Here is a 12,998-nt window from a genome sequence, read left to right as displayed (position 1 = left end):
CCGCAGTCGCTAGGCGGCCCCACGTGGCGAGCGGCGATCGCGAACCAGCATCGGCCCGTATTCGATGCAGAACAGCGCGAAGGCTGTGATCCAGAGCGCCCCTGATAATGCGATCAGGTGATGATAATGCGTCGGCAGCATTTCGGCGAAAGGCCGCGCCAGCGCCGCGCCGATGATGGCGACGTAGGCGGCGCAGCTGAGGTACGAGGCAGCCAAGGGCCGTCCCGTGTGTCCGCGGCTTGCGCGTGTCATGACGGCCAGCATCATCGAGGCCATGACACCGACAGTCATCACGTGCATGGCTGAGTACGGGTCGAGGATCTCAATTGCACCGGCGGCAACCGCTGCAAAGCCGAGCGGGACGAAGGCATAGGCAGCGTGCAGGACGAACACGATCTTGTCCGGCCAGGTGGTCCAGCCGCGCCAGCGGACAAGCCGGGCCGCCTGCATTAACGAGGCTATGGCTGCGACGGCCGCAGTGACGATATGCAGGGGCGCGTAGGTCCATGAGGCGAGAGCCGCGACACCGACGAGGATGCTCGCAGTGTCGAAGCGGTTATAGGGAACCGGAAAATCGGTACGGCCAAATTTGTTCAGCCAGTTGCGGGTAAAACTCGGCAGAATTCTTCCGCCGACGATCATGATCAGCATGACATAGGCGCCGATCGCCAGCCGTGCCGCCGCATCGACGTCCAGCTCACGGATGACGGACATGTGGAACCAGAGATTGGCGGCTGAAAGCAGAACCAGTCCGCCGACAACCTTCAGATCCTTCCACTTCCGGCCGACGATGATTTCCCGCGCGCAGATCGCGAGCAATGCCGGCATGAATAGCGCTTCGATGAGGGCCGCTGGTATCACTCCGGTGACATCCGTTGCCAGCAGCGCCAATCTCCCGACAAGCCATAGACCGAAGAGGTAGGCGAGCGGCCACCCGGAAACGGGCAGCCGGCCGGTCCAGTTCGGAACCGCGGTCAGAAGGAAGCCGGCGAGAACGGCGGACGAGAAGCCGAACAGCATCTCGTGCGCGTGCCAATGAATAGACCCGTAGGCGCCGGCAATGTCGACGCCCGTGATCAGGGCGGCGATCCATGCGACCATGGCGAAGATCGCCCAAAGGCTGGCACCGAGAAAAAATGGTCTAAAGCCATAGGAAAAGAGAACGGGACCAGTGGTGGCGATCCCGCGCGGGATTCCTCCGCTGGGTCTTGGTTTGCTGAGGAGACTAAACATTGTTCGATCCTGTTCTTTCTTCAAGCGGACGGGTGGATGGGATCGATGTATCCGGGGCTTGCCAAGGCCTCTTTGCGAAAACGCAATTATAGAGCTCAGCCAACGCGGTCCCGCGCGACGATTTGCAGAAAAACGTCTCCTTCCTCGGCCGATTTGTTCCATGACAAAGACGCTATCCGCTCCCGGTTCTACTTGAGACATGACTGCTGAAAAACCGGTGGTCAAAACCTGAGGCGAGCCCGCCGGGGACGGCAGAGGCCGCCTTAACACGCTGAATATCGGCATGATTTTCGGACGACCACTCCGGTCGCGCGGTCATGCCCAAGGAGAGCAATGATGACAGAACAGCTGCAGATGACCCGCCGGACGATACTGGCCGGCGCCGCCTTCGCCGGCGCGCTGACGCCGATCCTGACGGCGACCTCGACCCAGGCCGCCACGGCCGCCGCTCCCGCGGCAACGGGCGCGGCACCGGTCGACATTGCGACACTGGAACGGGTCAAGGTCGACCTCGTTGCGCCGCCCTTCGTTCACGCCCACGACCAGGTCGCCAAGACCGGCCCGCGTGTGGTCGAGTTCACCATGACCATCGAAGAAAAGAAGCTGGTCATTGATGGCGAGGGCACCGAGGTGCATGCCATGACCTTCAACGGCTCGGTTCCCGGCCCGCTGATGGTTGTCCACGAGAACGACTATGTCGAACTCAGGCTGATCAATCCCGCCACCAACACGCTGCTGCACAACATCGACTTTCACGCAGCAACGGGTGCGCTGGGCGGTGGCGGCCTGACGCAGGTCAACCCCGGCGAGGAAACGACCCTGCGCTTCAAGGCGACCAAGCAAGGCGTCTTCGTCTACCATTGCGCGCCGGAAGGCATGGTGCCCTGGCACGTCACCTCGGGCATGAACGGCGCCATCATGGTGCTGCCGCGCGACGGGCTGAAGGACGAGAAGGGCCAGCCGCTGACCTATGACAAGGTCTACTATGTGGGCGAGCAGGACTTCTACATCCCGCGTGACGAGGCCGGCAACTACAAGAAATACGAAACCCCCGGCGAAGCCTACGAAGACACCGTCAAGGCGATGCGCACGCTGACGCCGACCCACGTCGTCTTCAATGGCGCGGTCGGAGCGCTCACCGGCGAGAAGGCGCTGACGGCGGCCGTGGGCGAGCATGTGCTCGTCATCCATTCGCAGGCCAACCGCGATACGCGGCCACACCTGATCGGCGGACACGGCGACTACGTCTGGGCGACCGGCAAGTTCCGCAACCCGCCGGAGCTCGACCAGGAAACCTGGTTCATTCCGGGCGGAACCGCCGGAGCGGCCTTCTACACATTCCGCCAGCCGGGCATCTACGCCTACGTCAACCACAACCTGATCGAGGCGTTTGAACTCGGTGCAGCCGGGCATTTCAAGGTCACCGGCGAGTGGAACGACGATCTGATGACCTCGGTCGTCAAGCCGGCTTCGATGTAATCGCGGCACCATAATTGGCCGTGTCGTCCGAAGATGCCTTGGGACGACACCAGCCAGCGGCAAGCGCATGCGCCGGATCCTCCGGCGCATGCCATAAGATGGGGAAGATCATGCGCGATAGACGTCACAAGAATTCGGTCTCGGTGTTTTCCGTTGCCGTTCCAGCCCTGCTGCTGTTTGCCATCGGCGGGGTGCTTTCGGCCAAGGTCGGGCTGTTGGATGATCTCGACGCATCGGTCGATACACGCGTCGAAGCGCCGGTGACGGTGACGATCGAGCCGCGCCGCATGGAGTATCGGGCCGAGGGACACTTCATCAAGAATGGCTTTGCCGTCGACGCGCCGCTTGTCGATGCGACGCTCTCGAAACCGTTCAGGATCATGAAGTACCAGGTTAGTCGTACGGACTATCAACGCTGCGTCGAAGCCGGCGCCTGCGAAAAAGGCGAGCCGGCGGCAAGCCTTGGCAACGATACGCCGATGACCGGAGTCAACTACACCGACGCCAGCAACTATGCCGCCTGGCTGACCGAAAAGACCGGCGAAGTCTGGCGGCTGCCGACCGATCGGCAATGGGCCTTTGCCGCCGGCAGGAAGTTTCCCGACGATGCGCTCGGCATCGACGGCAGCAAGGACAATCCGGCGCTGCGGTGGCTTGCCGACTACGAGCGCGAATCCACCCGGCAGAAGTCGAAGAACCCGATGCCGCAAGCATCAGGTACGTTTGGCGAGAACGAATTCGGCGTCGCCGATCTCGACGGCAACGTCTGGGAGTGGACGCAAACCTGTCACCGTCGCGTGACGGTCGGCGAGAACGGCGAGGTACTGAAGGAGGCGCCGGCCTGTGGCATCTACGTCGTCGACGGCAAGCACCGCGCGTCGATGAGCTTCTTTATTCGCGATCCGAAGAGCGGCGGGTGTGCCGTCGGCGTGCCGCCGGACAATCTCGGCTTCCGGCTGGTTCGCGACGATCGCTGGTATGCGAAGATGCTCTACGCCTTCGAGCGCCGTTTTCCTGGTGCGGTGTAACAGCGCAGGCCTTTATTATCGCCCCGTCGGGGCGATGACGGATTGCTGTCCGCTTCTGCCGTCCGATCGCACGTGATATAGCAGCCCGCATAATCGATGCGCAGGAGACAGGAAACGACGTGGCTGCACTGGACCGAACACTCGTCAAATCCCTCCCGCTGTTTCAGAAGATGAGCGACCAGGAGCTGGACAAGCTTCTTGCGCATGCGACGGTACGGCGCGTGCCTCAGAACGAGGCCGTGTTCGAACAGGGAGCCGCGGCGGACTCGTTTTACCTGCTGTTGCACGGGCGCCTTAAGGTCACCCAGGTCACCCGTGACGGCCAGCAGATCATCGTGCGGGTCGTCAATCCGGGCGATCTGTTCGGCTTTGCCCGTGCGCTGCAGCGCAGCGACTACCCCGGCACGGCGATGACCGCGACGGAAAGCCTGGTTCTTGCCTGGCCGACCGAGCTCTGGAACATGTTCGTCGAGAGCAATCCGCATCTGGCCATCAATGCGATGCACACGATCGGCCAGCGGCTCGACGAGGCGCATACCCGCATTCGCGAGATGTCGACGGAGGAAGTCGAGCGCCGCGTCGCGCACGCGGTTCTGCGGCTCGCCGAACAGGCGGGCAAACGTGAAGAGCTCGGTGTGCGTATCGATTTCCCGATCTCCCGCCAGGACATTGCCGAGATGACCGGCACAACCCTACATACGGTTTCACGCATTCTCAGCGCCTGGGAGGGGCGGGGGCTGGTGCAGGGAGGACGGCAGAAGCTGCTGCTCTGTGATCTGGTCGGGCTGCGGCGGCTGGCCGAACAGGTCGAGAAAAACTAGGTTTGCCACTTCGGTTGTCGAGCCGCTTCGCTCGGGTGCCCGGGCGCTTGGTATTCAATCCTCGCAGTTCTCTGCAGGTCGTTTCCGCCGGTCGGCGACGTGGCGTCATTGCGCCCATCCGTTGGCGCTGGTTCGTGATGACCCCGCTTGGCGCCAATAGGATGCGCAAATTGCCTAAAATTTAGTCCATGACAAATTTGTCAAGAAAATAGGCAAATCTGTTGCGCAAATTGCTGCGCTGCATCATGATTACGCCATGACAAACCGCGACCTCACCATTCTCGTCATTGACGAGAACGCCATCCGTGCCTCGATCATCGAGGAAGGATTGCACGAGGCGGGCCATCGCAAAGTTACCGTCATTCACGAGGTGCAGGGCGTCGCGCGCATCATCGACAGCCTCAGGCCCGATGTCATCGTCATCGATATCGAAAACCCCAATCGCGACATGATGGAGCATCTCTTCCAGTTGACGCGCACTGTCGGGCGGCCGATCGCGATGTTCGTCGATCGCTCGGACACGGCCTCGATCGAGGCAGCGGTCGAGGCAGGCGTATCGGCCTACATCGTCGACGGCCTGAAGAAGGAGCGCGTCAAGCCGATCCTCGACATGGCGGTCAGTCGCTTCAATGCCTTCAGCCGGCTGCAGAGGGAGTTGGCGGACGCAAGGTCCGCGCTCGAGGAGCGCAAGGTCGTCGAGCGCGCCAAGGGGATCCTGATGAAGATCCGCGGTCTGTCCGAAGAAGAAGCCTTCGCCCTACTGCGCCAGACGGCGATGAACGAAAAGAAGAAGATGTCGGAAATCGCGCAAAGCGTGGTGACGGCCGCCGGCCTGTTGATGTGATGGGAAAGACGCGTCGCATATCGGCTTGCTGCAAGGAGTGAGTGGAGTGAACGTCATGGCCAATCTCAGCGGTATCGGCAGTGGTCAGGCCTCGACCGGCCGCGGTTTGCCGGCGCCGCAAAAGCTGCGCGGCGAGGGCGCCCGCACGCTGCGCGCCGGTTTTATCCCGCTTGTCGATGCGTCGGTGCTCGTCGTCGCCTGCGAATTCGGCTTCGCCCACAAGGAAGGTCTGACGCTCGATCTGGTCAAGGATGTTTCCTGGGCCAATGTTCGTGATCGCCTGGCTTTCCGGCAGTTCGATATTGCCCATATGCTTTCGCCGATGCCGGTCGCGGCCATGCTCGGTCTCGGCTCCAACCCGTCGCCGGCAATCGCGCCCTTCTCGCTCGGGCGCGGGGGCAACGCCATCACGCTGTCCAACCGGCTCTATGCCAGGATGGTCGAGGAGGGGGGGCTTGGGGGCATTGGTGACGCGCTTGCCAATACCCAGGCGCTCGCCACCGTGCTTCGGCGCATGACGTCGCATGGCGAAGCGCCGCCGACCCTGGGTGTCACCTATCCATTTTCCTCGCACAATTACGAGTTCCGCTACTGGCTGGCCGCCGGCGGCATCGATCCGGATCGTGACGTCAAGCTCGTGGTCGTGCCGCCGCCGATGACTTCGGATGCGCTCGCCGCCGGCGCGATCGATGGCTTCTGCGTCGGTGCGCCCTGGAACATGGTCGCGTCCGAGCGCGGTGTCGGCCGGATTGTTGCCGCCAAGCAGGATATCTGGCCGTCGGCGCCGGAAAAAGTCATCGGCATGCGCCCCGAATGGGCCGAGGCCAATCCGGAGACCGTTTCGCGGTTGATCGTGGCGCTCGATGCCGCCGCGCGGTGGTGCGACGATCCGCAAAATCGCGACAGCCTGTCCGACGTGCTTGCCGACCAGCGCTATGTCGGCGCCCCGGTCGAAATCATCCGTCGGGTGCTTTCCGGCGAGTTCACCATCGACGCGGAGGGACAACGCCGGGTCATCGATGACTACTTCGTCTTCCATCGCGGCTTCGCCAACTATCCCCGCTCCGGCCATGCGCTGTGGATCTACAGCCAGATGGCACGCTGGGGGCAGGTGAGGATCACCCCGGCCGGGATGACGGCGGCGGCGTCTGCCTATCGCCCGGATCTCTATCGCCTCGCTCTCGGGGATGATGCTACGCCAATCGGGTCCGACATCGGGATTGAGGGCGCATCTGCCGACGACCGCTTCATGGACGGGCATATCTTCGACCCGACTGCTATCGAGGCCTATGTCGAGGGGTTTCCCGTCCGCGCCGCAGGCAGCGCATCGGCATTTGACGCAGAAAACTGACGTCGTCCGGCGCTGCTTGTTTGGGCAGAGTGGCCAGACCTGTTGTGTGCGGCGCACATTAATTCAGCAGAGTCTGTAATGGCTATTTTGTTGTGCACTCGTATCGATCGAGTTTTTCTCCTTTCATATCAATGATCTATGTCGCGGCCATTCGAACTGGCACGACCTTTGCATTTTAGAGATTGCTTCGGTCAACGGCGATTGGAGCGAGTTCAAACGCCAGATCGCGTTTGCCAGAGACACTGACGTCGCACGGTTTTTGTTTCCCGAGGATTCCTCCTGATCCCGGACGCAATCACCAAGCGGCGTTTTTTTATGTCCGGCTTTTGCCGGCAGCAGCAGAGGAACCTGCGCATGATCAAGTTTTCGACTGGCGGATTGACCCGCCGCGGCCTGCTGAAAACCACAGCGACGGCCGCCCTGCTCGGTGCCGCCAAGACGGCCTTCCCGACTGGCGCCTTTGCGCAATCGGCCGGTCCCGAGACCACCAAGGCCGTACTCGGCTTCATTGCTTTGACAGACTCCGCGCCGTTGATCATCGCCAAGGAGAAAGGCTTCTTCGACAAGTACGGCATGACCGAAGTCGACGTCGTCAAGCAGGCGTCCTGGGGTACGACACGTGACAATCTGGTGCTCGGTTCGGCCGGTGCCGGCATCGACGGCGCCCACATCCTGACGCCGATGCCCTATCTCATTTCGACCGGCAAGGTGACTCAGAACAACCAGACGTTGCCGATGGCCATCCTCGCTCGCCTCAACCTTGATGCGCAGGCGATCTCCGTCGGTGGCGCCTATGCCGATCTCAAGGTCGGTCTGGACGCGTCTGCGCTGAAGGAAGCCTTTGCCAGGAAGAAAGCGGAAGGCGCTGCGGCCAAGGTGGCGATGACCTTCCCCGGCGGCACCCATGATCTGTGGCTGCGCTACTGGCTCGCCGCCGGCGGCATCGATCCGGACACGGATGTCGAAACCATCGTCGTCCCGCCGCCGCAGATGGTCGCCAACATGAAGGTCGGCACCATGGACTGTTTCTGCGTCGGCGAGCCCTGGAACGAGCAGCTCGTCAACCAGAAGATCGGCTATACCGCCGTCAACACTGCCGAGATCTGGAACGAGCATCCGGAAAAATCCTTCGCCATGCGCGCCGACTGGGTGGAGAAGAGCCCGCGCGCCGCCAAGGCGCTCACCATGGCGATCCAGGAAGCGGCGCAATGGTGTGACGACATGGCCAACAAGGAAGAGCTGGCGAAGATCGTCGGCAAGCGCAGCTGGTTCAACGTGCCGCCAAAGGACATCGTCGACCGGCTGAAGGGTGAATACGACTACGGCAACGGCAAGCTCGTCGAGGCCAGTCCCCATCTCATGAAGTTCTGGCGCGACCACGCCTCCTACCCCTACCAGAGCCATGACGCCTGGTTCCTGACCGAGAATATCCGCTGGGGCAAGTTCGCGCCCGATACCGATATCAAGGCGCTCGTTGCCAAGGTCAATCGCGAGGACATCTGGCGCGAGGCGGCCAAGGATCTCGGCGTTGCCGATATCCCGTCCTCGACCTCGCGCGGCATCGAAAAATTCTTCGACGGCAAGGTTTTCGATCCCGCGGACCCGCAGGCCTATCTCAAGAGCCTTTCTATTTCGCGCGTCGCCTGAGCCATCGCGGTGCCGGCGGGCGTCGCTCGCCAGCATCCGGTTTCGAATTCCAAGGAGAATGGTATGTCCGTCACCAACCTCAAACTCAAGGACCAGTCGGCGCCGCGGCCTGCCGCCCCCGTGATTGCCTTTACCCGCTCGGTAAAGCAGGCAACCGGCCGTCCGCTGCTGGCACGGTTCGCCGCCGGGGCCGCAAATGTCGCACCGCTCATCGTCACGCTTTCGCTGATCCTTGTCGCCTGGCAGATCGTCTGTTCGGCGCCCGATTCAAGCCTGCCGGCTCCGACGCGGGTGCTTGAGGAAAGCTGGGAGCTGATCGCCCATCCCTTCTATATCGGCCAGGGCGTCGACCAGGGTCTGTTCTGGCACATTGCGGCGAGCCTGCAGCGGGTGGCCATCGGCTATGCGCTCGCTGCCTTAGTTGGCATCGCGCTCGGCGCGCTGGTCGGCCAGAGCCAGCTTGCCATGCGCGGCCTCGATCCGATCTTCCAGGTGCTGCGCACGGTGCCGCCGCTTGCCTGGTTGCCCCTGTCGCTGGCCGCCTTTCAAGATGGTACCCCCTCGGCGATCTTCGTGATCTTCATCACGGCGATCTGGCCGATCATCATCAACACCGCCGTCGGTATCCGCAACATTCCGCAGGACTACCAGAATGTCGCCAAGGTCCTGCGGCTCAACGCCTTCGAATATTTCGGCAAGATCATGCTGCCGGCGGCGGCCCCTTACATCTTCACCGGTCTTCGCATCGGCATCGGCCTTTCGTGGCTCGCCATCGTTGCCGCCGAAATGCTGATCGGTGGCGTCGGCATCGGCTTCTTCATCTGGGATGCGTGGAACTCGTCGCTGATCAGCGACATCATCGTTGCGCTGATCTACGTCGGGATCGTCGGCTTCTTCCTCGATCGTCTCATCGCCCTCGTCGGCCGCGTCGTCACCCGCGGCACTGCCACCGCGTGAGAAAGGTAAAGATCATGACCAAGAGCTATCTCTCGCTTGAACTGATCGACAAGAGCTTTGAACGTGCCGGCGTCAGGACAGAGGTCCTGAAGCAGGTCTCGCTTTCCGTCGAAAAGGGCGAATTCATCTCGATCATCGGCCATTCCGGCTGCGGAAAGTCGACGCTGCTCAACATCGTCGCCGGTCTCACTCAGGCCACCACCGGCGTGGTGCTGCTCGACGGCCGCGTTGCCGACGAGCCGGGCCCGGACCGCGCCGTCGTCTTCCAGAACCACTCGCTCCTGCCCTGGCTGACGGTCTACGAGAACGTGCGCCTCGGGGTCGACAAGGTCTTCGGTTCGACGAAGTCCAAGGCGGAGCGCCATGATTGGACGATGCGCAATCTCGAGCTGGTGCAGATGGCGCATGCCGCCGACAAGCGTCCGTCCGAGGTCTCCGGCGGCATGAAGCAGCGCGTCGGCATTGCCCGGGCGCTGGCCATGGAACCGAAGGTTCTGCTGCTCGACGAACCGTTCGGCGCGCTCGATGCGCTGACCCGCGCCCACCTGCAGGACCAGGTGATGCAGATCCACGCCGAGCTCGGCAACACCGTGCTGATGATCACCCACGATGTCGACGAGGCGGTGCTGCTTTCCGACCGTATCGTGATGATGACCAATGGCCCGTCGGCGCGCATCGGCGAGGTCCTCGCCGTGGCGCTTGCCCGTCCGCGCCGGCGCATCGAGCTTGCCGCCGACCGAACCTACCTCAAATGCCGCGAAGCGGTGCTCAAGTTCCTCTACGAGCGCCACCGTTTCGTCGAAGCTGCGGAGTGATTTCCCATGGCTCATCAAACCCCTGAGAAACTCGTGATCGTCGGCAACGGCATGGCGCCGGGCCGCATGCTCGAGGAACTGTTCGAGAAGGCGAAAGGCCGCTACGACGTCACGATCTTCAACGCCGAGCCGCGCGTCAACTATGACCGCATCATGCTTTCGCCGGTGCTGTCAGGCGAAAAGGCCTATACCGATATCGTCATCCACGACGACGCCTGGTATGCAACAAATGGCGTCACCTTGCACAAGGGCGCCAAGGTCGCGCAGATCGACCGGGCGGCCCGCACGGTCACGGCGGAAAACGGTATCACCGCCACCTATGACAAGCTGGTGATCGCCACCGGCTCCAGCCCCTTCATCATTCCCGTGCCCGGTCACCAGCTGCCCGGCGTGCTTGCCTACCGCGATCTCGACGACGTCGAGAAAATGCTCGCCGGCAGCAGGGATGGCGGCCGCGCGATCGTCATCGGCGCCGGGCTGCTCGGTCTCGAGGCCGCCTATGGCCTCAAGCGTCAGGGCATGGACGTCACCGTCATTCACCTGATGCCGACGATCATGGAGCGACAACTCGATCCGGCCGCCGCCTATCTGCTCGAAAAGGCGCTCACCGAACGCGGCATCGAGATCGTGACCAAGGCCAACACCAAGCGCATCCTGGGCGAAACGAAGGTCGAGGGCATCGAACTCGAAGACGGCCGCATCATCGGGGGCTCGATGGTCGTCATGGCCGTCGGCATTCGTCCGGCGTCAAATCTGGCGAAGGAGGCCGGCATTGCCGTCAACCGCGGCATCGTCGTCGACGACGGCATGATGACGTCGGATGCGGCGGTCTACGCGCTCGGCGAATGCGCCGAACATCGCGGCACCTGCTACGGCCTGGTGGCTCCTCTGTATGAGAGCGCCCGGGTGCTTGCCGATAGGCTCGCCGGCGGCGAGGCTGAATATCATGGCTCGGTCACCAATACGAAGCTGAAGGTCACCGGCATCAATCTCTTCTCCGCCGGCGATTTTGCCGACGGCGAGGGGCGCGAGGAAATCGTCCTGCGCGATGCGACCGCCGGCGTCTACAAGCGCCTCGTGCTGAGGGACAACCGCATCATCGGCGCCGTGCTCTACGGCGAGACGTCGGACGGATCCTGGTTCTTCGACCTGATGAAGAAGGGCGCCGATATCACCGCCATGCGCGAAACCCTGATCTTCGGCCAGGCCTATCAGGGAGGGTCCCCGCTGGACCCTACGGCGGCCGTTGCAGCCTTGCCGGATGATGCGGAAATCTGCGGCTGCAACGGCGTGTGCAAGGGCAAGATCGTCGCGACGATCACCGGCAAGGGACTGACCTCGCTCGACGAGGTGCGCGCCCACACCAAGGCATCCGCCTCCTGCGGATCCTGCACCGGGCTCGTCGAGCAGGTGATGTCGTTGACATTGGGCGAAGCCTACAATCCCGCCGCCGTCCAGCCGATGTGCACCTGCACCGAACTCGGCCACGACGATGTCCGTCGACTGATCAAGGCAAAGGGGCTGAAGACCATTCCTGCCGTCATGCAGGAACTGGAGTGGAAGACATCCTGCGGCTGCGCCAAATGCCGGCCGGCGCTCAACTATTATCTCGTCAGCGATTGGCCCGACGAATACGCCGACGACTATCAGTCACGCTTCATCAACGAGCGTGTGCACGCCAACATCCAGAAGGACGGCACCTATTCGGTCGTTCCGCGCATGTGGGGCGGCGTCACCAATTCGGGGGAACTGCGGGCGATCGCCGACGTGGTCGACAAGTTCGAGATCCCGATGGTGAAGGTGACCGGCGGTCAGCGCATCGATCTTCTCGGCATCGAGAAGGAAGATCTGCCCGCCGTCTGGGCCGATCTCGGCAAGGCCGGTTTCGTCTCGGGCCAAGCCTATGCCAAGGGCTTGCGCACGGTAAAGACCTGCGTCGGTTCCGACTGGTGCCGGTTCGGCACCCAGGATTCCACCGGCCTCGGCATCCGCATCGAAAAATTCATGTGGGGATCCTGGACGCCTGCCAAGCTGAAGCTGGCGGTCTCCGGCTGTCCCAGAAACTGCGCAGAGGCCACCTGCAAGGACATCGGTGTCATCTGCGTCGACAGCGGTTTCGAGATCCACTTCGCCGGCGCCGCCGGGCTCGACATCAAGGGCACAGAGGTTCTCGGCCTGGTGAGGACCGAGGACGAGGCGCTCGAACACATCGTCGCGCTGACGCAGATGTATCGCGAGCAGGCCCGCTATCTCGAGCGCATCTACAAATGGACCAAGCGCATTGGCGTCGAGGAGATCCGCCGCCAGATCATGGACGATGCCGAACGGCGCAAGGCGTTCTTCGACCGCTTCGTCTTCAGCCAGAAATTCGCCCAGGTCGATCCCTGGTCGGAGCGCGTCTCCGGCAAGGACAAGCACGAGTTCCGGCCGATGGCGACGGTCGGCTTTTCGCAGGCGGCGGAGTGAGATTATGGATACGAACTGGCCAACAGAAAACTGGCATTCGATCGGTGACATTTCCGACATTCCCTTGAGGGGCGCACGCTGCGTGCGAACACCTCAAGGCAAGATCGCCGTCTTCCGCACCGCTGAAAACGAGATTTTCGCCATCGAGGACCATTGCCCGCACAAGGGCGGGCCGCTGTCGCAGGGCATCGTCCACGGCACGGCGGTCACCTGCCCGCTACACAACTGGGTGATCTCACTCGAGACCGGCAAGGCGCTGGGCGCGGACGACGGGGCCGTGCGCACGATTCCCGTGCGCAACGATGGCGGCGCGCTGTTCATCGCACTCGAAAGCCTGATGATCGCGGCGGAGTAGTC

Annotated in this window: 11 protein-coding genes; 10 read left to right on the top strand and 1 reads right to left on the bottom strand. The window is 62.6% G+C overall.

Annotated elements, in window-relative coordinates:
* Nucleotides 1–9: 9 nt before the first annotated feature.
* Nucleotides 10–1,233, bottom strand: a complete 1,224-nt coding sequence (locus HT585_RS16490) for an NnrS family protein (protein ID WP_176353940.1) — start codon at nt 1,231–1,233, stop codon at nt 10–12.
* A gap of 336 nt (nt 1,234–1,569) precedes the next feature.
* Between HT585_RS16490 and nirK the strand changes: the two genes are divergently transcribed.
* The 10 genes from nirK to nirD all read left to right on the top strand — a co-directional run bounded on the left by nirK (nt 1,570) and on the right by nirD (nt 12,996).
* Nucleotides 1,570–2,712, top strand: coding sequence for a copper-containing nitrite reductase (gene nirK, locus HT585_RS16485; protein WP_176353939.1), 1,143 nt, complete (start codon nt 1,570–1,572; stop codon nt 2,710–2,712).
* Nucleotides 2,713–2,822: 110 nt separating this feature from the next.
* Nucleotides 2,823–3,740 carry an SUMF1/EgtB/PvdO family nonheme iron enzyme gene (locus tag HT585_RS16480; protein WP_425513751.1) on the top strand — a complete coding sequence of 306 codons (918 nt, stop codon included), beginning with the start codon at nt 2,823–2,825 and terminating at the stop codon, nt 3,738–3,740.
* A gap of 119 nt (nt 3,741–3,859) precedes the next feature.
* Nucleotides 3,860–4,561: a Crp/Fnr family transcriptional regulator gene (locus tag HT585_RS16475; RefSeq protein WP_245298424.1), complete on the top strand. Its 702-nt coding sequence runs from the start codon at nt 3,860–3,862 to the stop codon at nt 4,559–4,561.
* A gap of 256 nt (nt 4,562–4,817) precedes the next feature.
* Complete coding sequence (locus HT585_RS16470) at nt 4,818–5,405, top strand: ANTAR domain-containing response regulator (protein ID WP_053248712.1); 588 nt, start codon at nt 4,818–4,820, stop codon at nt 5,403–5,405.
* A gap of 55 nt (nt 5,406–5,460) precedes the next feature.
* Nucleotides 5,461–6,756 (top strand): CmpA/NrtA family ABC transporter substrate-binding protein, encoded by a 1,296-nt coding sequence (locus HT585_RS16465; RefSeq protein WP_176353937.1) that lies wholly within the window; start codon nt 5,461–5,463, stop codon nt 6,754–6,756.
* 354 nt (nt 6,757–7,110) lie between these two features.
* Nucleotides 7,111–8,403 carry a CmpA/NrtA family ABC transporter substrate-binding protein gene (locus HT585_RS16460; protein ID WP_176353936.1) on the top strand — a complete coding sequence of 431 codons (1,293 nt, stop codon included), beginning with the start codon at nt 7,111–7,113 and terminating at the stop codon, nt 8,401–8,403.
* A gap of 63 nt (nt 8,404–8,466) precedes the next feature.
* Complete coding sequence (gene ntrB, locus HT585_RS16455; protein ID WP_176353935.1) at nt 8,467–9,360, top strand: nitrate ABC transporter permease; 894 nt, start codon at nt 8,467–8,469, stop codon at nt 9,358–9,360.
* A 14-nt stretch (nt 9,361–9,374) separates the two neighbouring features.
* Nucleotides 9,375–10,175: an ABC transporter ATP-binding protein gene (locus tag HT585_RS16450; protein ID WP_176353934.1), complete on the top strand. Its 801-nt coding sequence runs from the start codon at nt 9,375–9,377 to the stop codon at nt 10,173–10,175.
* Nucleotides 10,176–10,181: 6 nt separating this feature from the next.
* Nucleotides 10,182–12,641: a nitrite reductase large subunit NirB gene (gene nirB / locus HT585_RS16445; protein ID WP_176353933.1), complete on the top strand. Its 2,460-nt coding sequence runs from the start codon at nt 10,182–10,184 to the stop codon at nt 12,639–12,641.
* Nucleotides 12,642–12,645: 4 nt separating this feature from the next.
* Nucleotides 12,646–12,996: a nitrite reductase small subunit NirD gene (gene nirD / locus HT585_RS16440; RefSeq protein ID WP_176353932.1), complete on the top strand. Its 351-nt coding sequence runs from the start codon at nt 12,646–12,648 to the stop codon at nt 12,994–12,996.
* The last annotated feature ends 2 nt before the right edge of the window (nt 12,997–12,998 follow it).

It is taken from the genome of Ensifer oleiphilus, assembly GCF_013371465.1.
GTDB lineage: Bacteria > Pseudomonadota > Alphaproteobacteria > Rhizobiales > Rhizobiaceae > Ensifer > Ensifer oleiphilus.
This window is presented reverse-complemented; position numbering and strand designations above follow the sequence as displayed.